This is a genomic window from Candidatus Cyanaurora vandensis (assembly GCF_013285555.1).
Classification (GTDB): Bacteria; Cyanobacteriota; Cyanobacteriia; order Gloeobacterales; family Anthocerotibacteraceae; genus Cyanaurora; species Cyanaurora vandensis.
The window spans coordinates 1-21346 of the sequence record NZ_JAAXLT010000177.1 but is presented as its reverse complement, the minus strand read 5'-3'; the positions used below and the strand labels follow the sequence as shown (position 1 = coordinate 21346).

Sequence of the window (21346 nt, the reverse complement as noted above, 5' to 3'; positions counted from 1 at the left end):
ATAAAGGAGTAGCCATTGAAGACAAAGGGTTCCGGCGAAAGGATAAAAGGCCGGGGTGAAGGGGGTTTGATGACCTTGATGCGAGTCCAGACCCCGCCGATATTGCGATAAATCCCGATGAATGTGCCGCTGGTGGTGGCATTGAAGACCAGTTCGTTGTTGAACTCGGGGGCACGCCACATGAAGGGGTTATTTTTTTCGCCGGGATCGAAGGTGAGTTGGGTCATCACCCCGGTGTCCACGTCGTAGGTAGCAACTTGACGGACTTCATTCACGGTAATAGTCAAGATAATGGAGCGTTGGCCCTCGACCCAGCGACCAGCAATTGCGGTGGAATCGGGGACAATTCCACCGACAGTCGAGTTGTCAAGTTCCATCCAGGCCATGAACTTACGCTTGTCTGTGGGCGGACCGAGGAAGTACTTGATGAGGGGCGCGGGGTCGTTGGGATTGAGGCTACCAATCGGCGCGTTACCGTTGAGGCCCCCCGGCTGGATTGTGGGTACCCAGATATTGCCTTGCTTAGTAGCGCGGGCCAACTGGAACTGAGTGCGGGTCTCATCGGTGAACTTGGTGTAGACGATATCGGCACCGTTGGGACCATAGACCCATTCCGGGCCGTTCCCAGTGGCGGCAATCCCGGCGGCGAGGGTATCCACGAGTTCAGCTTTACCGTCGCGGGGGTACATATTGCCGGAGACCGGGCTGAGGTTCCCCACCCAGATATTACCGTCCTTGTCCTGCCAGACGAAACGGTTGCCTAGCTGCTCGAACTCGAAATCCTGAATTTTGGCACGGGGATCAGCAATAACTTGGTCATCTACTTCAAAGTCTGGACCGGGTTCTTGGGCATGGCTTGGAGCTAACAGGGATGCAGTAGAGGCAAGCAGAAGCGCACGACGAGAGAAGAGCATGGGTTGACCCGCAGCATGAGGAGGACCGGCCCCAATATATCCATAAAGTGGCGGCAGAGGCATAAAGCTTACATTAATTGTTGCCGAGTTTTAGCCAGTGTATAAATCCCCGAGGACTAGAGCCCGCGCTCCCGTCACGGCGGGCAGATTTCCCGGTAGATTCACTAAACGTAAATAGCCCAGCACCGCAAAGGCAACCGCTTCTTTGTAGTCGGGATCAACCCCGAGTTCCTGAGTACTGAGGACCCTGACGGTGGGTAAGAGTTTCTGGAGCCGCTGCCAGAGGTAATGATTGTGGACCCCGCCGCCACAGAGCCAGAGCGTGTCGGGCAGACTGGGTAGGTGAGTCTGGTAGCTATCGCTGATACTCCGGCAGGTAAATTCACCAAAAGTCGCCAGTAGATCCGCTGTGTCTAAGGGAAAACGAGCTAGCCAGTCCTTGAGGTAGGTCAGGCCATAGGCTTCGCGGCCCGTGGACTTAGGCGGTGATTGCCGGAGGTAGGGGTCTTGGAGCAAAGCGGCGAGTAAGGGCGGATGGATCGTCCCTTGGCAAGCCGTCAGACCGCCAACATCATAGGTTTGCCCACCCCCCTGCAACTGCACAATCCGGTCAAGGAGCATATTCCCCGGTCCAGTGTCAAAGGCAAGTACATCCGCCAGTAACGCCCCTTTGGGCAAATAAGTCAGATTGGCAATCCCGCCGATATTCTGGATGCAACGGCTCTCCTCAGGATGGCGAAACAATACCCAGTCCACCAATGGGACCAACGGTGCCCCCTGCCCCCCCCAAGCTAAGTCCCGCGCCCGAAAATTACTGACCGTGGAAATGCCCGTCACCGCCTGGATTACGGCCCCATCCCCCAACTGCACACTGAAACCTCGTTGTTGCGTAGGCGGCTGGTGGGCCACAGTCTGACCATGGGAACCAATTACGGCAATCTCTTCCGCTCGATAGCCCGCGATGAGGTCCCGCGCCGCGTTCCCGAAGACCTCACCCACATCCCGGTGCAAGGCCCCAAATTCCAATGCACTCAAACTCTCCCCCTCTCCTACGGCTAGGAGCCGCTCCCGGAGGCGGGCCGGGTAGGGGTAGGTGTGGGTTTTCAGGGTGGTCACCGTCAGGTCGTAGCCCGTACCCGTGAGTTGGATCAAGGCAGCATCCAAGCCATCCACTGAGGTCCCACTGATAAGTCCTACGGCGCGGATGGTCACTGTGCGAGTAGGGATTCGATAGCCTGACGGAGTTGAGGGGTCTCGGGAGGGATAGCAGAACCATAGGACCGCAGGACTTCGCCCTGTTTATTGAGCAAGAACTTATGAAAGTTCCACTGCACTTGGTCCGCTCCTAAAAAGCGGTAGATATCCGTGGGTTGTCCCTTGATCTGCACCTTCCCAAAGAGCGGAAAATCTACTTGATAGCGCGTGGCGCAAAAGGTCTGGATCTCAGCCTCAGTCCCCGGCTCTTGACCACCGAAATCGTTGCAGGGAAAACCTAGGACGACAAAACCCAAGTCTTTATACTCGTTATAAAGTTGCTGGAGGCCCCGGTAATGGTTGGTGTAACCACAATAAGAGGCCACATTGACCACCAAAGCCACCTGTCCGACGTATTGACTCAAGGCTACCGGCTCACCGGCTAGGCCCTTGACCGTAAACGAATAAAACGTGCTCATCCTGCTCGCTCCCAGCTTTGCTTTCTGATAATAAACCAGATCCTCAACCGGACTTGCATGAGGTGTGCGGGGTATCGTAGGGGCTAAGCCGAGGAAGCGTATTGTCAGTAAGAAGAGGGGGGACATCGATCGCTGTAGTCAGTCTATGCGTTACTCTGGTTTGGACTTTAGACTTCTGATGTGTTTTCGGTGTAATTTCAATGAACCCTCACGGATGCCTAAGCTGAAAGTAGCGAGCAACCATGTTAAATTCGTGAGACTGTTCATAGGAACGATATGAGATGCGAGTCGGAGCGATGGGGAGAGGGGACGGATGTACCTTAACCCCTACTACTTCTACAGTCTGGCCTTTGGTCTAGTCCTCGTTCTCTACAACTTGGGTTGGGCGAGTATCTACCCAGTACTCGCTGTGGAGTTGGTTTCATTTTTACTGATTACGTTTTTAGTGTCGGCCCTTTTGGGCTACATCGTCTCGACCCATCGCCATCTCAAGTATGTACAACTGCCCAAAGATCCCCGCATAGGACTAATGGTAATTCTCATTTACTTTGTTTCGTTGGTTGATGTTATTGCCGCCCGTATTCCTCCGCCTTTGTTTCAGTCGCTTCTACTTATCACAGAAGACAGCAAGGAGTTTATCAATAATTATGGAATACCTCTCGTCCATCCCGTGCTATTATGCCTGACTGTTCTGTTCTGTATCTACACCTTCCATTTGTTTCTATCCCAGCGGCGTAAACGTTATCTGTTGTATTGCGGATTGCTTTATCTTCCCCTGATTATTTTTTTCTCAAGGGGGACGATTGCCATTGGCTTTATTTCTTCATTGTTTATATACTTTTTTCATCTAAAGAGTTTATCTTGGCGCACAATTTCGGGAGCGACCGTAGCCGTTTTGGGAGCAGCGTATGTATTTGGTCTGTCAGGGAACCTACGGACAGGGGATGACAATTTTTTACTCGATGTTACGGGTGCTACCCCAGCCTTTACTGAGTCACTGATTCCCAAGGAATATTACTGGAGCTATATTTATATCACTTCACCCATGGCAAATTTTCAACTCAATGCCCGTCGTAGTGAGACCGTGGGCATCCGTGATTTTGGCGTGGCTTTAGCAACAAGCACCGTGATCCCGCTCTTTGTTGGTAAATATATTATTCGTGCCCTCAACCCCAAAATTCCCCAGCCTCGACTCATTACCTCAGCCCTAACTACAGGGACTACCTATGTCGTGCCCTATATCTTCTTGGATTGGCTCGGGCCGGGGTTGATGTTTATTTACTTGATGGCTTTCTTGGGTTTCTTCTTAAAATTTTTTAGGCCGGATAATCCGTTTTATGTATCGGGGTTAGCATTGTTGAACACGGTTGTTTTATTGAGTATTTTCGATAATATGGTTTCCTTCACCGGGACAGTGGTACCCTTGATCATGGCTTGGGCCCTGGGTGGCATCTACCAAAACCTACGCCCACGGTGGTGAGATGGGTAAAGTTTCTGTGTGCATGGCGGTCTACAACGGCAGTCGTTATCTCCAGCCTCAAATGCACTCGATTTTGGTCCAACTCGGACCTCAAGACGAAGTGGTGGTGGTGGATGACGGTTCACGGGACGATTCGCTTACAATCTTGCGGGATTTTCAAGACCCCAGGATTCGTATTCTGAAAAATTCCCAGAATCGGGGTGTGGTCCGTACGTTTGAGCGGGCACTCCAGGAGGCGACCGGAGAGATTATTTTTTTGGCGGACCAAGACGATGTATGGCTGCCGGAGCGAGTGAAGCGGATGACAGCGGCCTTGGTGCGTCCAGGTTGTTTGGCAGTGGTCTGTGATGCCACGGTCATCAACGCTGAGGAACAGGTGTTGTACCCATCTTTTTTTCAGTTTCGGCAGAGTGGCCCCGGCGTCATCCGTAATCTAATTAAAAATACCTATTTGGGCTGTTGTATGGCGATTACGGCCCGCGCTAAACCCTATTATCTACCCTTCCCGGATTACATCCCGATGCACGATGAGTGGCTGGGGCTAGTCTGTCAGGTCGTGGGGGAGGTCGTCTTTTTGCCTGAACCTCTGACCCTGTACCGCCGTCATAACAATAATGTCACCTTGCTCAAGAGCAGTCCACCGCTGCGGGTTCTTGCTAAACGGTTTACCTGGCTACGTATGATAATTGAGGCTTTTCAACGCAAGCAAGCCCGGAGCTAATGCACATCCTGTTACTTTTTCCGGTGTTTTGGCCCGATGAATTGGGAGGGTGCGCGCTCTATAGCGATTTGGCTCGTTATCTCAAGGAACGGGGCCACCGCGTGACAGTCGTGACTTCTTTTCCTTTTTATCCGCGCTGGCAGTACTACCCCCAGGACCGGGGAGTGGCTTACCGGGTCGAGGATTGGGAAGGTATCACAATCCATCGCGTCCGTATGTACATCCCTCAGCAGCCGTCTGGGGTGAAACGTATTTTGTCGGACCTATCCTTTTTATTCAACATTGGTAGGACGATTCCCTGGACTGAACTTAGACCGACGGTAGCATTGACGGCCTATCCCACTCTGGGGACCTGTCTCGCCTTTCGACTCTGGTTGGGACACACGCCCCGGATGTTGATGATTCAAGACTTTGTAGTAGATGCGGCATTGGAGTTAGGGATGCTCAAAGTCCCCCTATTAGCCCAAATCCTGCCCCTCGTCGAGCGGTGGGCCTTAGGTCATTTTAACGCGGTCAGCAGCATCTCTCCCCAGATGGTCACGCGGGCCAAACAAAAAGTTCCTTCTCCCTGCCCGGTTCTGGAGCTTCCTAACTGGATTCACGCTTCTTTACAGATGGGAATTGACCGTTACCGCGACCAAGTCGTGCGGCAGTGGCAAACCCAGACGATTACCTACTCGGGGAACCTGGGCGTCAAGCAGGGCTTGGGGGATTTCCTGGAGATTTTTCGGGACCACCACCAGGGCTGGACCCTGATTATTCGAGGAGAGGGCGCGGCGAAGCGCGACTTGGCGCAGTGGTTCCAACCCGGCCCACGGGTCCAACTGGCGGACTTATTGGAAGAAGATGCCTACTGTCAATCGCTGTTAGAGATGCCCCTGATGCTCATTACCCAAAAAGCTGGGTCTGGAGCCTCATTTCTACCCAGTAAATTACTCTCGGCCTTGGTCGCTGGAGTACCCGTTCTCGCTTTTTGTGAATTAGGTACGCCCTTGGCCCAAGAGATTATCGCCGGGGGTTACGGCTGGGTCGTCTCTGACCAAAAGGGCTTAGCCCATGTCCTCAAAACAATCACGATTGCCGACCTACAACAAAAATCGGTTCACGCTCGCTTGCGTGCCGAGCAGTACAGCCGTGAACGCATCCTCAGTCAGTACGAGAAAGTTCTGACTAAGTTGGCCCAAAAGTCGATGTGAAGCAGGAACTGATACATTTTTTGCTACAATACACCACACTCACATAGGAAATTATTATACATGTCCTTCAACCTGGAGCAATTGCGTATCCTTCAGGCGATTGTGGAGCAGGGCAGTTTCAAGCGGGCCGCTGAGATAATGTATATCTCGCAACCCGCCGTGAGTCTACAAATCCAGAACTTGGAACGTACCTTGGGAGTGCCTATTTTTAACCGGGCGGGCCGCAAAGCCGAGTTGACCCAGGCGGGGAAGTTACTCCTGGACTATGCTCAACGGCTGCTGACCCTAGCAGAAGAAGCACGGCGGGCGATTGAAGATTTGGACCGTTTACATGGCGGGAGCTTGACCATCGGGGCTTCTCAAACCACGGGCACCTACTTGATGCCGCGTCTGATTGGCTTGTTTCGTGCCCAATTCCCGCAAGTAACGGTGCAGCTACACGTCCTTTCAACGCGGCGTACGGCCTTTGGGGTGGCAGAAGGCCGCTTTGATCTGGGGATCGTGGGCGGCGAGGTACCCGATGAACTGGAGGAACGGTTAGAGGTAGTCCCCTTTGCCGAGGATGCCTTAGCCTTGGTGGTCTCGGCGGACCATGAACTTAACAACCGTGCCCAAGTGACTAAAGAAGACCTCTATGGTCTTAAGTTTATTGCCCTCGATCCAGGTTCGACCACCCGCAAAGTCGTGGATGAGGTTTTGAAACAGGCTGGGGTAGATACCCAGGTGTTGCAGATTGAGATGGAGTTGAGTTCAATTGAGGCGATTAAAACAGCGGTCCAGGCGGGGTTGGGCGTGGCTTTCGTTTCAACTACAGCGATTGACAAAGAATTACAGCTAGGGATTTTGCGTAAAGTGGTAGTCCAGGGTTTAGCGATGCGGCGTAGTATCACTTTACTGGTGGACCCCAATCGCTACTTACCCCGTGCGGCCCAGATTTTTCGTAAAGATATCCTACCCCATGCCGATGAATTCGGTTCGATTACGCTCAAGAAACCGGATCGGGAGATGGAATGATGGACTGGAACAAGAGGAGTTGCCCATGAAGGCTTTTATTCTTGCTGCTGGGAAGGGTACCCGCCTGCGGCCTTTCACTGATGAGATTCCCAAGCCCTTAATTCCGGTGATGAACCAGCCCGTGATGGCGAGTGTCCTGGCGTTATGTGCCGTTCATGGAATCGAGCAAGCCGTGGTGAATTTGCACTATCGCGGCGCACAGATTGAACAATATTTTGGGGCGGGTACGGCGGTCCCCCTCCAGTATTCTTGGGAAGAACAGTTGTTGGGTACAGCTGGGGGAGTGCGTCGTCAAGCGGATTTTTTGAGCCAGGGAACTTTTGTGGTCCTTTCGGGCGACCTCGTGACCAATCTAGACTTGACGCGGTTAATTGAATTTCACCGCGAGCGCGGCGCCATGGCGACGATGGCCCTCAAAGAAGTGGGCGACCCGGCCCGGTTCGGGGTTGTCGTGCAGGACGCACTAGGCCGGGTGCAGTCTTTCCAGGAGAAGCCAGCGCGGGAGCAGGCGAAATCTCGACTCGTCAACACCGGGATCTACGTGCTAGAGCCGGAGGTCTTCAATTTGATTCCGGCGGGTAACTTCTTTGATTTCGGCAAAGACCTGTTCCCTCTAATGCTGGCGCGGCACCTACCCCTCTATGCTTTGGAGACCGGGGCCTACTGGTCGGATGCGGGGACTTTAGCCCAGTACCTCTACACCCATTGGGACTTGTTGACACAACCCAGCCATTTCCCGCGTCAAGGAGCGGACACCATTATTGAACCGGGCGCGATTATCTCCAGCAACGCTCTGATTGGGAAGAACTGCTATGTCCAGAGCGGCGCACAGGTGTTGGGCTACAGTTGCATTGGCGACGGGACGGTCATCCAAGCGGGGAGTCGGGTGCTCGATAGCGTAGTCTGGGCCATGGAGAGCCTAGGCCGTGAAGGGGTAACGATTGCCGGAGAGTTGGTGCGGACGATCCAGGGGGGCAGTCATCACGTGCATCTAGGAAACCTTCATGCCTAAAACTGAATTTCTCAAGCGACTCAAGAAATTGATGGAGAGCCACCGGGAACGCTTCGGCTACCCCTACTTACCCCTATCTCTGGTCCGTGAACAGTTGGGACTGACCGCCCCGGAACTCACTAAATTACTCACCCAATGTCTGGGTGAAGCGACAATTACCATGACCGCCGTAGATGAAAAAGTCCTCTCTCAACTACCTGCTGCCATCGAAGTCCATCGGGTAGCTGACCAGTCTTTTGTCAGTGTGGCCCTAGCTCAGTAGAGGATGTTGAAAGTCATCTATACCGCCCAGCACAGCATTACCTTGACCCGTCTAAATAAGGCCGTCGAAAAAGTGGTGGCCCAGCGGGCTGTCCTCGCCGTACGCCTAGGCCAACCCCTCTAGATCCAACCGGGCACCGCGCCCTGCTGCTTCCCCAGGCCCTCGCTGGGGTAAAAAGTCTCGACTTGCCCATGGGTCAAGCCGACGATGAATTCATAGAAGTCTTGCTCACGGGCCTCTGGTTGACCCAGGACTCAGGGGCCCAGGAGGGCGTATTTCTGACGGTGCTACCGGGGGCAGTGGGAGCCCTGCTCGTTGCCTTGTGGCAAACCGCACAACTGCTCGCTGCCCAGCGTTCCTAGGCTGCCGTGGTCTGCTAGGCTGTGAGACGGAGTCTTGCCGAGACCGATGGTCCCCTTGCGTGCCTTGATGGGTCCCCCCCAGGGCGTTTTTAGCCCCACCCTCGCGCTTTTTTTGGCGGTGATTGTCCTGTTCATGCTGGGGTTAGTGGGGAGTTTGGGTTGGGGTTGGCCTCTGTGGGTGCCCTTTTTATTGAATACCGGGGGCGTGTTTGCCCTAGCGGTGGTCCTCCATGACAGTTCCCATGGCACAGCCCACCGGACCCCCTGGCTCAATCGGCTCCTGGGTCATCTAGCGGCGGTCCTCCAGGGCTTCACCTATCCAGTTTTTCTGCGTGTTCATGCGGAACACCATGCCCATGTCAACCATCCCACTAAGGACCCGGACCATTTTGTGTCTACGGGTGGACCGCTCTGGCTAATCCCGGTTCGGTTTGAGTGGCATGAGGTGTTTTTCTTTAAGCATCGGCTCTGGCGCGGACATGACCTGTGGGGCTGGGTTGCTGACCGGAGTGCCCAGGTCGGGCTGTTGTGGGTGTGCTGGCAGTTGGGACCGGAGTATTTCGGGTACTGCATGAATCTATGGATTACCCCGGCGGGGGTGGCGGGGTTACTGGTCGGGATTATTTTCGATTATTTACCCCACCGTCCTTTTATTAGTCAGGACCGTTGGACCAATACCCGTGTGTATCCCAGTCGTTGGCTCAATTGGCTGGTTTTCGGACAGAATTACCACTTGGCTCACCATCTCTGGCCTAACATTCCCTGGTACCACTATGAACGGGCGTACTGGAGTCAGCAGGAACTTTTAATGGCTAAGGGTGCGGTTCATGGCTTGGATTTAAATTGGCAGAGCTTTACCTACGATGCCCTGATTGGGTTACACCCGCCCAGCCATGCCCCTTGAACCCTTCCATCTTGAAGGTTGGTTAGCAGAACATCCGGCTCGTTGGGATTTCAGCACGACGGGGATGGGGGCTTGTACTGGGGAGCAGTTGGGCTTGACGCTAGACCTTACGCATTTGAATTTAGGTTACGGCGAATTGAGCGGGAGTTTAGCGTTACGGACGGTCTTGGCCCAGCGTTATCCTATCCCTGACCCAGACCGAATTCTCGTCACCCAGGGCGCAATTGAAGCCAATCTGCTGGTGATGACTGCTCTTCTCCAAGCAGGAGACCAAGTTGTAACCTTCACGCCCGGCTACCAACAGTTCAGTGCGTGGCCCCGGTTTTTGGGGTGCGGGGTACAGCTATGGCCCCTCAGCAATACCGAGATGTTTGGCGAAGGAGAACTCGCGCCAGATTTGGATTTTTTATCAAAAGGACGCACGCCCCGACTCTTGATCTTGAATCATCCCCACAACCCCACGGGGAAGCGGTTTGACTGGACGTGGCTCCAAGCGGTCTTAACTTGGGCGGACCGTGAGGGCTGTTGGGTCTTGGTGGATGAGGTTTACCGCGACTTGCAACCCGGTGGTCCCGCCCGTCAGCCTTCCGTTGCAACTTTGGGCGGCAAACGGGTGGTCGTCACTGACAGTTTTGCCAAGTCTCTGGGACTACCGGGGTTACGAATTGGTTGGGTTTCAGGACCCCCTGACCTGTTGCAGCGATGTCGCCGGATTAAAGATTACCTGACCATTAGTCCGGCACAACCCAGTCAGGCCCTAGCTCTCCAGGTATTAGGCCGTTGGGAACAACTGTGGCCCTGCCGTTACCAGGATTACCAACAGGCTCGCCAGCAAGCCTCAGCTCTATTACCCCGCATCCCGCAACGCCAAGGCGGGGCGATGGCCTGGGTCCGGTGCGCTACCCCGGCTACAACCTGTAAACAGCTATGGCAGCAGGGATTCGTCGTCGTGCCAGGGACCTGTTTTGGCAATTACCCCGCTCTACGGATTGGTTTGGGTAACCTGGACCGACCTAATTGGGTGCAAGCTCTCGGGGCCGTAGTACAGAGTTTAAACAAATCTTGACTCAATTTAAAAGACTCTGTATACTTGTTATTTGCTGCTTAATTCTGCAAGAGCGTTACTATGAAGGTTCGTTCATCGGTCAAGTGCATTTGCGAAAAATGCCGGGTCATCCGCCGCAAGGGCCGGGTCCTCGTGATCTGCTCGAATGCCAAGCACAAGCAACGTCAGGGTTGATTTTGAGGGTCGTTGATGGCACGTATGGCTGGTGTTGATATCCCACGCGAGAAACGCATTGAAATCTCGCTGACCTACATCTACGGGATCGGGCTCGCCCGGTCTCAAGAACTCCTGGCTAACGCTGGGATTGACCCGAGTATTCGTACTCGTAACCTTACCGAGACCCAGGTCAAGACTCTACGCGAGGCCCTCGAAGCCTACACCGTAGAGGGTGACCTGCGCCGCGTCGAGGGGATGAACATCAAACGCCTGATGGACATCGGGTGTCTGCGGGGCCGTCGTCACCGCCTCGGCCTCCCGGTGCGTGGTCAACGGACTAAGACCAATGCCCGCACCCGGCGCGGCACCACCCGGCGTACCGTGGCTGGCAAGAAGAAACCCGCAGCGAAGAAGTAACCAACCATGGCTCAACCATCTGCCAATAAAGGCAAGAAAAAAGTCAAACGCAACGTCCCCAACGGCATTGCTTACATCCAATCCACCTTCAATAACACCATCGTCACGGTGGCGGACTCCCAGGGCGGCGTCATTGCCTGGGCCTCGGCGGGTTCGAGTGGGTTTAAGGGAGCCAAAAAAGGTACTCCTTTTGCCGCTCAACAGGCCGCTGAAGTGGTTGCTCGCCGCGCTACCGAGAACGGTATGCGCCAGATTGAAGTGTTGGTCACAGGTCCGGGAGCAGGGCGCGAAACCGCGATCCGTGCCCTCCAGTCCTCTGGCCTTGAAATTACCCTGATTCGAGATGTGACTCCCATTCCCCACAATGGTGTCCGTCCGCCCAAGCGTCGTCGCGTCTAACTACAGGCCCCAACCATGTCGCGTTACACAGGTCCCCGTTGTAAACTTTGCCGTACCTCTGGCCTCAAGCTCTACTTGAAAGGTACCCGCTGTACTTCGCCCAAATGTGCGATTGAGAAGCGTAACTTCCGCCCTGGTCAGCACGGACAGAACCGCATCAAGCTCAGTGAGTACGCCATCCGACTCAAAGAGAAACAAAAAGCCCGTTGGAGCTACGGGATGACCGAGAAGCAGTTCCGGCGCACCTTTGCCGATGCGGGTCGGACCAAGGGTAACACCGGGGCCACCTTCATGCAGTTACTTGAACGTCGGCTCGATAACGTGGTCTACCGCATGGGCTTCGCCCTCTCGCGTCAACAGGCCCGTCAGTGGGTCAACCATGGTCACTTTGCCGTAAATGGACAGCGTGTAACCATCCCGAGCTACCGCGTCAGAACTGGGGACATGGTGACGGCGATGCCCGCTTCCAAAGAATTCCTATTGACAAACCTGGAAGTGGTCAGTAATCCGACCGCACCCAAGTGGTTGCTAGCTGACCGGGCGACCATCCAAGGCAGTATGGTTGGCTTACCGGAGCGAGAAGACATTGATACACCCGTTCAGGAATTGCTGATTGTTGAGTTCTATTCGCGCTAGGGATAGCGGTGGTTTCTCTAGGAGGCAGAATGGCAGCGTACACGATTGAATGTGTGGAATCTCGGGCGGAAAAAGATTGGACTCAGTACGGACGGTTTGTAATGGAACCGTTGGACCGGGGCCAGGGAACGACCCTAGGCAATGCCCTACGCCGGGTTCTACTGTCTAACCTGGAAGGCTCTTCGGTCACGGCGGTGCGGATTACAGGGGTCAACCATGAATTTGCCACCCTGCCCGGTGTACGCGAAGACGTACTCGATATCCTGCTCAACATGAAAGAGTTGGTGGTCCGCAGTTACACCAGTGATCTGCAGGTCGGGCGTTTAGCGATTACGGGTCCAAAGATTGTGACAGCGGCGGATCTGGAATTGCCCTCGGAACTCGAGGTCGTTAATCCCTACCATCCGATTGCCCATCTCTCGGACGGGGCCCAACTGGAGATGGAATTCCAGATTGAGCGTGGTAAGGGCTACCGGGCAGTGGACCGCACCAACAATGCTGATACAGTCTCAGTGGATTATCTGGCCTTAGATGCAGTCTTCATGCCCGTGCGGAAGGTGAATTACACCGTGGATGCCGCTTTGGTTGGTGAGACCCTAGACAAGGACCGTCTGACTCTAGAAATTTGGACTAATGGTTCGATTACCCCCCAGGAATCCCTTTCTCAGGCGGCCCGGATCTTGGTGGACCTCCTGAAGCCTCTCCAGGAAATCACCTTCGAGGCGATGGTCGAGACCAGTAAACCGACCCAGGACAAAACCGCCCAGATTGCCATTGAAGAATTGCAACTCTCGGTTCGTGCCTATAACTGCCTCAAACGCGCCCAAATCAACTATGTGGCGGACCTGTTGCAATTTACTGAAGAGGACCTCTTAGAGATTAAGAACTTCGGTCAGAAGTCCGCCGAAGAAGTTATTGAAGCCCTGCACGATAAATTGGGGATGACCCTCCCCAAAGAACGTCCTGTCCGCTCCTAGCCCCGTGAGGATTATCCCGTGAGACATCGCCGCGCTGTAAAACGCTTAGGCCGCCCCGCCGACCAACGCAAAGCCCTGTTGCGGGCCTTAACCACCCAACTTCTGACCTACGGACGCATCACCACTACCCTGACCAAGGCCAAGGTTTTGCGTTCGGAAGTAGAGCACATGATCACCCTGGCGAAAGCTGGGACCCTCGCTGCCCGCCGTCAAGTCGCGGGCTACGTCTACGATGATGCCGTGACCAAGGGTCTTTTCGATGCAGTGCAGGGCCGCTACGGGAATCGCTCGGGGGGCTACACCCGGATCGTGCGGACGCTGTCCCGTCGTGGCGATGCAACCCCGATGGCGATTATTGAACTGGTGGATTAGTGGTTGTGGTCCAAACCTCCTTGGTCTTGGACCCTGGAGATTTTCGACCAGCTTGGTTGATGGTGGATGTTTTTAAAACAGCACCGCTCCAACTTACTCCCTCTGAATATCGTCACCTCTATGCCATGGTCGGCACGCCCTACGGTTGGTTTGACCGTACGCCGTGGACAGATCAACAGTTAGGCGGCTATCTAGCGCGGCCTGGACTGTATTTATGGGGTAGTTATTGGACGGATGTGTTGTGTGGGTATGTGGAACTCAAGGCTGAGGCTGGAGCATCGGGTCAAATTATCTATCTAGGTTTGTTTCCAGGTTATGAGGGCCGTGGGATGGGCAAGCATCTATTGAGTCTTGCTATCCAGTCAGCTTGGGATCTGGGTTGCCTGCAAGTCCGGGTCAGTACCCTTAGCACTGATGGTCTCTATGCTTTGTCGAACTATTTACGGCGGGGTTTCCGGGTCGAGCGTCAGGTACACAAGCACTAGCGATGAGCTAAGCCAATGGCCTCTGTCAGAGAACCTAGCTGGTACTGATTGCAACGTTCGCTCAGGCCCTGCAATATCCGCTTCACGACTAGAGGCCCCTCGTAGACCCAGCCAGTATAAAGTTGCAGTAGACTCGCGCCGTGAATAATTCGCTCCCAGGCATCCTCAGCCGTACTAATTCCGCCTACGCCAACAAGGGGAATCCGGCCCTCACTCAACCGCCAGAGGGTATTGAGGACAGCGGTAGCAGGGGCTTTGAGGGGTTCCCCGCTTAACCCCCCCGACTCTTGGCGGTGGTGGCTGTACAAGTCTGGGCGCGTAACTGTCGTATTCGTGGCGATAATGCCCGCCAACTTGAACTCTAAAACCAGTTCTACAATATCGCTGAGGTCATCCTCACTTAAGTCTGGAGCAATCTTCACCAAGAGCGGTTTTTGAGCAGGATTGACCCCTTGGAGATGAGCAAAAATTTCGCGTAGGTACCGTGCCTGTTGTAATTCCCGCAGACCGGGGGTATTGGGCGAACTGACATTGACGACGAAGTAATCGCCAAATGGGTAAAGACACTCGAAACTGAACTGATAGTCCGCCGCACTGAGGGCGAGTTCGGTGATTTTCGATTTACCCAGGTTAATCCCGAGGGGCACGGCTGACTTAATCTGTTGTAGGCGTTGGGCCAAGGCCACCGCGCCGGGATTATTGAACCCCATCCGATTGATGATCGCCCGGTCCTCCGGCAGACGAAACAGGCGCGGTGCGGGGTTGCCCGGTTGGGGATGGCGCGTTACTGTGCCCACTTCCGCCCAACCAAAGCCTAACGCTCCCCACATCCCGATGCCTTGGCCTGCTTTATCCAACCCCGCTGCTAGCCCCACCGGATTACCAAAATCCAGTCCCCACAACCGTTGAGCTAAACGGAGGTCCTGGTGACAACATTGACTCGCCACTAATTTCTCAAACGGCCCTAACCGTTCTAGCCAGTTTAAACTCTGTCCGTGGACCCACTCTGGGTCAGTTGCAAAAATAAGGGGCCGGAGCCAATCTCGGTATAATTCCATGCAATTCTGTAATTCTCTCCCCTAACTTAGCGGTTCGCGAGTGGGCGTGGTCTGGTGCATTAAGATAGTGAATGCCGACTCCGGCCAATACGCATGATTCACGCTAAAAGTAAGACTTGGCAGTGCCGGTGGCGAAAGTTCGGGGTGGCTTGCCTCGGATTCATGCTTTTGCTCGTCGCTCTGGGGTTCCAGCTTTACAACCAACCTCAGCTCAACATCGGGAGTACATCTCCTACCACACTTTATGCGCCCCAGGATGCAGTGGTCATTGACCAAGAGGCCACCCAGGTCGCCCGCGAAAATGCGCGGCAGCAGAGTATTCAGATCTTCCAAGTCATGGACGGGCGGGATGCCCGGATGGTTCAGCGGTTGAGGGACCAATTACAAGAAGGAGACCGTCTGTTTGCTACCCTCGGCCCCTTGCCCTACCTCAATCCCGCTTGGCTTAGTACCCCGGAGCAGCAGCAACTTCGTCAACTTGCTAGCCCAGCCTGGACCCTACTCAAAGCTCAACTTCTAAGCCGAAAAACTATAGTACCCAATGCCCATCCCCTCCAACAGTGGGCCAGTACCCGACCAGCCCCAGTGGTAAACGGAGTGGTCAACCAGATTGAGGCGGCCCGTATCCGTTACCAGACGGGTCGCAAGGTCCTCGAAACAGTCCCCCAACTTTATCGTCCGGCCCTAGAACTGACGATGATGCAGTGGCAACGCGTCCGCCGAGAGAGTCTGGAGGTTTGCCGCCAACGCATTGCCATCGCGATTATCCCCGGCTTACCTGAGGAGTTGACCCGTCAAGGCGTGGATGCGCTGATTGACCCCACGCTCAATGGGGTAAGTCGGCAGTTGGTGCGCGAACTTGTTGTCACGGTCCTTGAGCCAAACTTGCGTGTAGACCGCTTGGCTTCTTTGATTGCCGCCGATGATAAGGCCCAATCTGTCAGCCCAGTTACCTTCCCCATCCGCCAAGGTCAACTGCTTGTTCAGGCTGGTCAACTCGTGACCCCGCGCCTGTTTCATATCCTGGACCAACTGGGCTTGACGGCACGGGGTATTAACTGGTCGGGCCTAGGCACGCTTGCCGGTCTGATGGTCTTGATGATGCTCGTCTTCCGGCTGGGTCAACGGCTACTCCAGGTGGACTTATTGCCCAAGGATTTGGGGGTCCTGGTGGTCCTGACGACCCTAACGGCTCTGGTGGGAACCTTACTCCCTGGCGGTTGGGCTGAGTTCATTCCTCTAGTCCTGCTGGGCTTATTGGCTGGGAACTATTACGGGTCGCGGGTCGGACTGTTGACTATGCTCTGTCTATTGCCGCCCCTACTCTATGGTTGGAGTCTCACCCATCCTCTAATTGCGCTCATCCCGCTCGTGTGTGGAGGTGTAGTGGCAACAGTCTTGGTGGACCGGGTGCGTTCACGGGCTCAGATTGCTCTGGCGGGGCTGGGTGTAGCTTTGGTCCAGGGGTCGGCCTATCTAGTCTTGATGTTGAGCGGTTGGGGCGGGGCGGGTTGGTGGCCCTTTGCCTATTACGTAGCCGGGGGCTTGCTCTGGAGTATTGTCGCCTTGGGTCTTAGTCCCTATTTAGAGACGATTTTTGATGTAGTTACGCCAGTACGGTTGGCGGAGCTATCTAATCCCAATACCGGACTCTTGAAGAAACTCGTCACCGAGGCTCCAGGCACCTACCAGCACACGCTTTTTGTCGCGAACTTGGCAACCGCCGCCGCCCAAGCTTTAGGAGATAACGCTGACCTCGTGCGGGTGGGAACGCTGTATCACGACATCGGCAAGATGAAACGGCCCCAATACTTTATTGAGAACCAAATGGGCCTACCCAATCCCCATGACCAGATGGATGACCCCTGGCGGTCGGCTCAAATTATCCGGGACCATGTGCGCGATGGCCTGAAGTTAGCCAAACAGTACAAACTCCCCGGCGTGATTCAGGACTTCATCCCCGAACATCAGGGCACTATCTTGATTGCTTACTTCTATCATCAGGCCCGTCAGGGTTCAGAACCCGTGCGGGAAGAGGATTTCCGGTACATGGGCCCCATGCCCCAATCCCGGGAGACGGGACTGGTTATGCTTGCGGATGCCTGTGAAGCAGCGTTGCGTTCCCTCAACAACACGGGGAGCGCGGAAGCTTTCGCTATGGTCCGGCGTATCCTTCAAGCTCGCTGGGACGAGGGCCAGTTGGTGGACTCGGGTTTAGATGAGAGCGAACTTGATACTATCGGCAACACTTTTATTAAGGTCTGGAAAGAAACCAATCACCGCCGTATCCGTTACCCCAATCAACCCGGTGGTATGGAACTGCGGCAACGCAACCTAGCCGGTCAGCGCATTTGAAGCCCTACCAGCAAATCCCGATTCTGGAGTGTGGTGAACCATTGGTACCCCTCCCCATTACGCTAGAACGAATCCAGCCCCATCCTTACCAAGCCCTCGGTGCGCCCTACGGCGATGCCTCACCCTTCCAATTGCGTTCCGGGGTGGTAGCCCGTCTGGAACTTGCCCAACAACGGTTACAACCCCAGGGCCTAGGACTCCAGATTTTTGACGGCTATCGTCCCTTGACCGTCCAACAATTTATGGTGACGTGGACTTTTCAAGATTTAGTTCGTCAATACCCGACGCGACCGGTGGCGGACTTGTATCGGGAGGTAGAACGATTTTGGGCAGCCCCCAGCTTGGACCCAGCGGCCCCACCGCCCCACAGCACTGGGGGAGCCGTAGACCTGACTTTAGTGACCATTACGGGACCTGTACCCATGGGCTCGCCCATTGATGAGGTCTCGGCACGCTCCTACCCTGATTACTTCCAGGGTCAACCCGTGCCCTTCCAAGCCAACCGGGAACAGCTCAATCAAGCCATGATCCAAGCTGGATTCCAGCGTCACCCCCATGAGTGGTGGCATTTTAGCTATGGCGACCAACTGTGGGCATGGTTGGCGGGAGAACCCACAGCCCACTACGGACGGGTAGCCATTTAAATTTTGAAAGGTTCCTTTTGTTGCCACTGACGGAGGATATCATCTCCCAAGCGCAGGATCTCTTGACGAAATAGCCCATCAGCGGCTTCTTCAAAAAGAGGTTCGCCGCCGGTATCATCCCCGGTGTTGGACTGCCAAAATACTGCTTTATCGCCCACCCGCGCCTTGAGCAGGTCCACGATAACCGCAAGGCCCTGGGTCCGCAACTGATTCGGGGAGGGATTGGGGATGTCAAAGGGCACGAAGGGGACAAAGAATTTCAACAGGCTATTTAATAGGGGATTGCCACGGGTGTCGTAACCCCGGCTGGACTGGACCTCGGTGATGACCAGATGGCGGAGGTTTAGGGTACGCCCCATGGCTTTGAGTTGCTCTAGGTCAGCCGTGAAGCGTCCGTCTCGGTCCAAGAACGTGAGATCCTTTAATAGAGCGGCAAACTGTTTAAACTCGGGGGCAGGACCGAGGGGACCTTTGAGGAGTTTGAGAGGACGTTCGGGCATTTGGGGAGCGGCCTGTTCGATGATGCGGCGGGCCAAAAGGTCCGAGTAGAGCGGCGGAGCAGGTAAGAAACCGATGCCCAGAGCATTGGTCAGTTCCAGCCGGGGCGGGAGTTGGATTTCCTGGGTCCGCACGTAGCCTTCACGGGTCTGTACAGGTACTTTGAGGTCGGGAAAACCGGGGACTTTGAAGATGAGTTCGTATTTGCCTGCTGGCAGTCGGGGCACGACGAAAGAACCATCGGGCAGAATTTTGACTGTCCGGCCCTGTACTTGCAGATCTCCGGCGGTAACGGGTTTCCCAGCGAGGTCTTTTACCACCCCGGCGATGGCACTGCCCCGCGCTAAAACGGGCGGGCTCAGGGTCAGTGGGGTCTGGTTCCAGTGCAGGGTCTGCGCCCCAGCTTCCACAACGATATAGGAACCATTCTCTAGAAGGGCAATCCCGGTGGGCTGGCGGTCTAGACTGTGGGTCTCTATGACCCGGCCCTGGGTCAGGTCAACGATCTGGAGGCGGTCATGGTCACGGGAAGTGACGTAGGCCAAGTTGCCATCGGCGGAAAGGGCGAGGCGGGTGGGTTTCCAATCGAGTCCAATTGTCCGGGCCTTGGCCCCCAGGGTCAGGGGCACCACAGAGAGGTCTTCACTCCCGGCATTGAGCAAAATAGCGCGGTTGCGGGGATCATCAATGACGATGTCCTCTGTACCGTTGCCGCTGGGCAGTTGGGCCAAAGCTTCCCCCGTGTCAGGGTCAATTAGGACAAGTCCGAGGGGACCCCGGCTCAGGCTCACCACCACCGTCCCAGTTTTAGTGATTACTCCGCAGGCCAAGGCCGGTTGGGGTAGCTCGACACGGCGGACCTGCTGGGTCTTGAGGTTGACAAGAGAGACCCGCTGTTGGACTGGATGGGTGGCGATGAGCCGTTGACGGGCAACATCAAGGGCCAAGTCGTAGACCCCTGCGCCTAGATCAATATCAGCAACAATGGCGTTCTTCTGGAGGTCTATCACCGCTAGACTACTCTGGGCCGCTCCGCCCACATAGGCGAATTGGGTCTTGGGGTTATAGACCACGACTAGGGGTTCAAAACCCAGGGGAATACGCTGTTTGACCTGATTGAGCAGGAGGTCCACGACGACCAAACTCTGGTCATCCACCACGCCCACTAAGACGGTGTTCCCCGCCACCGCAATCCGGTCAGCCTGACCCCCCAAGGGAATCTGAATCTCTTTTGCAACAACAGGACAAGTCACCACCGCCATCAGCAGGAGGGGCCGCCAAAAAAAAGTACCCATGGGCGTTATCTTAACAAGTCAAGCAACTCCTTAAAACCCTCTGTTGGCTGTAAGCGGAACTCGCTGTAGAAAGGGTTAAAGAGCTTTGGGCTAGGTACATGGTTTCTTCGTTAGTTAAAGATGTTCCCCTCAGAGCAGGAGTAGAGTAATTATGCATCTCAAGTTCCCTCTGTTGCTACGCGTACTACAGCTTAGGATTTGATGAGGGGTAATTCTTCCCCAGCTTGCATAGCAAATATGCACAGGAAGGTCCACAAATGCCTACTACCTGCCCCCAGCGCAGCAGCCCCCTGTCTGCCCCTCTTACCGCAGATGGTCACGTTTGTAGCCAATGCAGATGGTTAGCTAAGGGCTCCCCACAGGCTTTAGGCTTTGATGCATTAAATGAAGCTCAGCGACTCCTTACACAGCCCATCAGCATCGGGAGCCCCGCTCCAAAGCTCGACAAAACCTTCTCCTGGCTGCGAGTAACAGGTTTACTCGTAATTATTTTTAGTAGCAGTTACTGCTATAGCAAGTTTAATTGAGAGTAAAAAGATTTTTGTACCCATCCAACTTTGGAAAACTAAATTTGCCCATAGTCGCTCCCAACTTGAAAATGTACTTAACTATTTTGAAAGATTTACATAAATGCCAGTATTCTCGCAATAGACGCTTTGAAGTGCACCCCTTGACTGAGACAGGTGGTTAAGCTTCCCTAGCCGATAGCAGGCAGCTACCATGTCCTTGAAGCGTCGTAAGTTTACCGCTGACTCCAAACTCCAGGTAGTCCGTGAGCTTGAAGCGGGAAAAACCCCAGCCCAAGCAGCACGTGAGCACCCAATCCATCCCACCATGATTGCCAACTGGCAAAAACAGCACCATGTACAAACGATACCAGGACATTGTGGAGAATGAGCTGATTAAGGACTTAGACGAGGGACTACCATACTTCATCTACTGGTTAATGACGCGGGTGGGTTTGATCATATTCTCGATGCTAGCCGCACCTACACCAAAGGGCTGGAAGCCATCTATTACAATGCCCACAACGATTTCACATGGCAAGTCACAGTCCTACTTGCTCCATTAATGACGAGCGATGACGATGAAACAGTACGCTGTAAATTAGCTGTCACCGCCACCTATCTCGATATTTGGTTGATGCGGCGTGTTGTCAATTACATCCGGGTGGGCTATTCAAGTACCTCCTATGCCATGTGGGTGCTTTTTCGGGACATCCGCCGCAAGTCATTACCGGAACTGGTGGAGATTCTCATTTAGTAATAAGTGCGCGACCAGCAGCTTTGGGCCAGCGTCTTGCCGCGCAGGCGGGGTTCATGTTCCACGCCGACGGTGGCTGCCCATCCGTCAGTGGGGCGTTGCGAGCTTTCTTGGCACACGCCGGATTGACCAACCGGATGCGCCCTCGGGCGAAGGGCTGGGCTAATGCTGTCGCCGAGAGCTGCTT

General features: G+C 54.7%; 24 protein-coding genes and 1 pseudogene. 20 read left to right on the top strand and 5 right to left on the bottom strand.

What is annotated here, in order from left to right; translation table 11 throughout:
- The 3 genes from HFM78_RS12495 to HFM78_RS12485 all read right to left on the bottom strand — a co-directional run.
- Nucleotides 1-914: hypothetical protein (locus HFM78_RS12495; protein ID WP_287129780.1), on the bottom strand; the 914-nt coding region annotated here is incomplete at its 3' end.
- 90 nt (nt 915-1004) lie between these two features.
- The gene (locus HFM78_RS12490; protein ID WP_287129779.1) at nt 1005-2126 is read right to left on the bottom strand and encodes an anhydro-N-acetylmuramic acid kinase; all 1122 of its coding nucleotides are present in this window, start codon (nt 2124-2126) and stop codon (nt 1005-1007) included.
- A complete protein-coding gene (locus tag HFM78_RS12485) occupies nt 2123-2587 on the bottom strand; it encodes a glutathione peroxidase (protein ID WP_287129778.1) in 465 nt (154 codons plus the stop codon). Before HFM78_RS12485 ends, HFM78_RS12490 begins: the two co-directional genes overlap by 4 nt.
- Before the next feature lie 313 nt (nt 2588-2900).
- Here HFM78_RS12485 and HFM78_RS12480 point away from each other — a divergent pair, with 313 nt between their 5' ends.
- The 16 genes from HFM78_RS12480 to HFM78_RS12405 all read left to right on the top strand — a co-directional run bounded on the left by HFM78_RS12480 (nt 2901) and on the right by HFM78_RS12405 (nt 14046).
- Nucleotides 2901-4067, top strand: a complete 1167-nt coding sequence (locus HFM78_RS12480) for a hypothetical protein (protein ID WP_287129777.1) — start codon at nt 2901-2903, stop codon at nt 4065-4067.
- Entirely contained in the window at nt 4033-4788 is a 756-nt protein-coding gene (locus HFM78_RS12475) for a glycosyltransferase family 2 protein (protein WP_287129776.1), read from the top strand. The genes HFM78_RS12480 and HFM78_RS12475 overlap by 35 nt, the downstream gene beginning before the upstream one ends.
- Nucleotides 4788-5984 carry a glycosyltransferase gene (locus tag HFM78_RS12470; protein ID WP_287129775.1) on the top strand — a complete coding sequence of 399 codons (1197 nt, stop codon included), beginning with the start codon at nt 4788-4790 and terminating at the stop codon, nt 5982-5984. The genes HFM78_RS12475 and HFM78_RS12470 overlap by 1 nt, the downstream gene beginning before the upstream one ends.
- A 60-nt stretch (nt 5985-6044) precedes the next feature.
- Nucleotides 6045-6998, top strand: a complete 954-nt coding sequence (locus HFM78_RS12465; RefSeq protein WP_287129774.1) for a LysR substrate-binding domain-containing protein — start codon at nt 6045-6047, stop codon at nt 6996-6998.
- A gap of 25 nt (nt 6999-7023) precedes the next feature.
- Nucleotides 7024-8010 (top strand): NDP-sugar synthase, encoded by a 987-nt coding sequence (locus HFM78_RS12460; RefSeq protein ID WP_287129773.1) that lies wholly within the window; start codon nt 7024-7026, stop codon nt 8008-8010.
- Nucleotides 8003-8272, top strand: a complete 270-nt coding sequence (locus tag HFM78_RS12455) for a hypothetical protein (protein ID WP_287129772.1) — start codon at nt 8003-8005, stop codon at nt 8270-8272. Before HFM78_RS12460 ends, HFM78_RS12455 begins: the two co-directional genes overlap by 8 nt.
- A 191-nt stretch (nt 8273-8463) precedes the next feature.
- Nucleotides 8464-8634: a hypothetical protein gene (locus tag HFM78_RS12450; protein WP_287129771.1), complete on the top strand. Its 171-nt coding sequence runs from the start codon at nt 8464-8466 to the stop codon at nt 8632-8634.
- 46 nt (nt 8635-8680) lie between these two features.
- Nucleotides 8681-9538, top strand: coding sequence for a fatty acid desaturase (locus HFM78_RS12445; RefSeq protein WP_287129770.1), 858 nt, complete (start codon nt 8681-8683; stop codon nt 9536-9538).
- Nucleotides 9528-10604, top strand: coding sequence for a pyridoxal phosphate-dependent aminotransferase (locus tag HFM78_RS12440; protein ID WP_287129769.1), 1077 nt, complete (start codon nt 9528-9530; stop codon nt 10602-10604). Before HFM78_RS12445 ends, HFM78_RS12440 begins: the two co-directional genes overlap by 11 nt.
- Nucleotides 10605-10664: 60 nt before the next feature.
- Complete coding sequence (gene rpmJ, locus HFM78_RS12435; protein WP_287129768.1) at nt 10665-10778, top strand: 50S ribosomal protein L36; 114 nt, start codon at nt 10665-10667, stop codon at nt 10776-10778.
- Between the two features lie 15 nt (nt 10779-10793).
- On the top strand, nt 10794-11177 hold the full coding sequence (rpsM, locus tag HFM78_RS12430; protein ID WP_287129767.1) for a 30S ribosomal protein S13: 384 nt from the start codon (nt 10794-10796) through the stop codon (nt 11175-11177).
- A gap of 6 nt (nt 11178-11183) precedes the next feature.
- Nucleotides 11184-11576, top strand: coding sequence for a 30S ribosomal protein S11 (gene rpsK / locus HFM78_RS12425; protein ID WP_287129766.1), 393 nt, complete (start codon nt 11184-11186; stop codon nt 11574-11576).
- A gap of 15 nt (nt 11577-11591) precedes the next feature.
- The gene (rpsD, locus tag HFM78_RS12420) at nt 11592-12212 is read left to right on the top strand and encodes a 30S ribosomal protein S4 (protein ID WP_287129765.1); all 621 of its coding nucleotides are present in this window, start codon (nt 11592-11594) and stop codon (nt 12210-12212) included.
- Nucleotides 12213-12241: 29 nt separating this feature from the next.
- On the top strand, nt 12242-13189 hold the full coding sequence (locus HFM78_RS12415; RefSeq protein ID WP_287129764.1) for a DNA-directed RNA polymerase subunit alpha: 948 nt from the start codon (nt 12242-12244) through the stop codon (nt 13187-13189).
- Nucleotides 13190-13207: 18 nt separating this feature from the next.
- On the top strand, nt 13208-13561 hold the full coding sequence (rplQ, locus tag HFM78_RS12410) for a 50S ribosomal protein L17 (protein WP_287129763.1): 354 nt from the start codon (nt 13208-13210) through the stop codon (nt 13559-13561).
- Nucleotides 13561-14046 (top strand): GNAT family N-acetyltransferase, encoded by a 486-nt coding sequence (locus HFM78_RS12405; RefSeq protein WP_287129762.1) that lies wholly within the window; start codon nt 13561-13563, stop codon nt 14044-14046. The genes rplQ and HFM78_RS12405 overlap by 1 nt, the downstream gene beginning before the upstream one ends.
- On the opposite strand, the gene HFM78_RS12400 is transcribed toward HFM78_RS12405, so the two are convergent.
- Entirely contained in the window at nt 14043-15104 is a 1062-nt protein-coding gene (locus HFM78_RS12400; RefSeq protein ID WP_287129761.1) for a quinone-dependent dihydroorotate dehydrogenase, read from the bottom strand. The two genes, HFM78_RS12405 and HFM78_RS12400, sit on opposite strands and share 4 nt — an antisense overlap.
- 93 nt (nt 15105-15197) lie before the next feature.
- Here HFM78_RS12400 and HFM78_RS12395 point away from each other — a divergent pair, with 93 nt between their 5' ends.
- Both HFM78_RS12395 and HFM78_RS12390 read left to right on the top strand, forming a co-directional pair.
- Nucleotides 15198-17459, top strand: a complete 2262-nt coding sequence (locus HFM78_RS12395; RefSeq protein ID WP_287129760.1) for an HD family phosphohydrolase — start codon at nt 15198-15200, stop codon at nt 17457-17459.
- Nucleotides 17456-18103, top strand: a complete 648-nt coding sequence (locus HFM78_RS12390; protein WP_287129759.1) for a M15 family metallopeptidase — start codon at nt 17456-17458, stop codon at nt 18101-18103. The genes HFM78_RS12395 and HFM78_RS12390 overlap by 4 nt, the downstream gene beginning before the upstream one ends.
- On the opposite strand, the gene HFM78_RS12385 is transcribed toward HFM78_RS12390, so the two are convergent.
- The gene (locus HFM78_RS12385; protein WP_287129758.1) at nt 18100-19896 is read right to left on the bottom strand and encodes a hypothetical protein; all 1797 of its coding nucleotides are present in this window, start codon (nt 19894-19896) and stop codon (nt 18100-18102) included. The two genes, HFM78_RS12390 and HFM78_RS12385, sit on opposite strands and share 4 nt — an antisense overlap.
- A 720-nt stretch (nt 19897-20616) precedes the next feature.
- Here HFM78_RS12385 and HFM78_RS16375 point away from each other — a divergent pair.
- Together HFM78_RS16375 and HFM78_RS16370 are read left to right on the top strand one after the other, a co-directional pair.
- Nucleotides 20617-20793 carry a transposase gene (locus tag HFM78_RS16375; protein ID WP_396033131.1) on the top strand — a complete coding sequence of 59 codons (177 nt, stop codon included), beginning with the start codon at nt 20617-20619 and terminating at the stop codon, nt 20791-20793.
- Nucleotides 20794-20865: 72 nt separating this feature from the next.
- A pseudogene (locus tag HFM78_RS16370) lies at nt 20866-21153 on the top strand (hypothetical protein); the annotation flags it as partial.
- Nucleotides 21154-21346: the final 193 nt, after the last annotated feature.

Excerpts from the sequence above, each read along its gene's own strand:
- HFM78_RS12440 (WP_287129769.1), top strand. The coding sequence starts at position 9,528 with ATGCCCCTTGAACCCTTCCATCTTGAAGGTTGGTTAGCAGAACATCCG.
- HFM78_RS16375 (WP_396033131.1), top strand. The coding sequence starts at position 20,617 with ATGTCCTTGAAGCGTCGTAAGTTTACCGCTGACTCCAAACTCCAGGTA.
- HFM78_RS12460 (WP_287129773.1), top strand. The coding sequence starts at position 7,024 with ATGAAGGCTTTTATTCTTGCTGCTGGGAAGGGTACCCGCCTGCGGCCT.
- HFM78_RS12415 (WP_287129764.1), top strand. The coding sequence starts at position 12,242 with ATGGCAGCGTACACGATTGAATGTGTGGAATCTCGGGCGGAAAAAGAT.
- HFM78_RS12465 (WP_287129774.1), top strand. The coding sequence starts at position 6,045 with ATGTCCTTCAACCTGGAGCAATTGCGTATCCTTCAGGCGATTGTGGAG.
- HFM78_RS12400 (WP_287129761.1), bottom strand. The coding sequence starts at position 15,104 with ATGGAATTATACCGAGATTGGCTCCGGCCCCTTATTTTTGCAACTGAC.
- HFM78_RS12450 (WP_287129771.1), top strand. The coding sequence starts at position 8,464 with ATGGGTCAAGCCGACGATGAATTCATAGAAGTCTTGCTCACGGGCCTC.
- rpsK (WP_287129766.1), top strand. The coding sequence starts at position 11,184 with ATGGCTCAACCATCTGCCAATAAAGGCAAGAAAAAAGTCAAACGCAAC.
- rpmJ (WP_287129768.1), top strand. The coding sequence starts at position 10,665 with ATGAAGGTTCGTTCATCGGTCAAGTGCATTTGCGAAAAATGCCGGGTC.
- HFM78_RS12385 (WP_287129758.1), bottom strand. The coding sequence starts at position 19,896 with ATGGGTACTTTTTTTTGGCGGCCCCTCCTGCTGATGGCGGTGGTGACT.
- HFM78_RS12455 (WP_287129772.1), top strand. The coding sequence starts at position 8,003 with ATGCCTAAAACTGAATTTCTCAAGCGACTCAAGAAATTGATGGAGAGC.
- HFM78_RS12485 (WP_287129778.1), bottom strand. The coding sequence starts at position 2,587 with ATGAGCACGTTTTATTCGTTTACGGTCAAGGGCCTAGCCGGTGAGCCG.
- HFM78_RS12395 (WP_287129760.1), top strand. The coding sequence starts at position 15,198 with ATGATTCACGCTAAAAGTAAGACTTGGCAGTGCCGGTGGCGAAAGTTC.
- rpsM (WP_287129767.1), top strand. The coding sequence starts at position 10,794 with ATGGCACGTATGGCTGGTGTTGATATCCCACGCGAGAAACGCATTGAA.
- HFM78_RS12480 (WP_287129777.1), top strand. The coding sequence starts at position 2,901 with ATGTACCTTAACCCCTACTACTTCTACAGTCTGGCCTTTGGTCTAGTC.
- rpsD (WP_287129765.1), top strand. The coding sequence starts at position 11,592 with ATGTCGCGTTACACAGGTCCCCGTTGTAAACTTTGCCGTACCTCTGGC.
- HFM78_RS12470 (WP_287129775.1), top strand. The coding sequence starts at position 4,788 with ATGCACATCCTGTTACTTTTTCCGGTGTTTTGGCCCGATGAATTGGGA.
- HFM78_RS12445 (WP_287129770.1), top strand. The coding sequence starts at position 8,681 with ATGGTCCCCTTGCGTGCCTTGATGGGTCCCCCCCAGGGCGTTTTTAGC.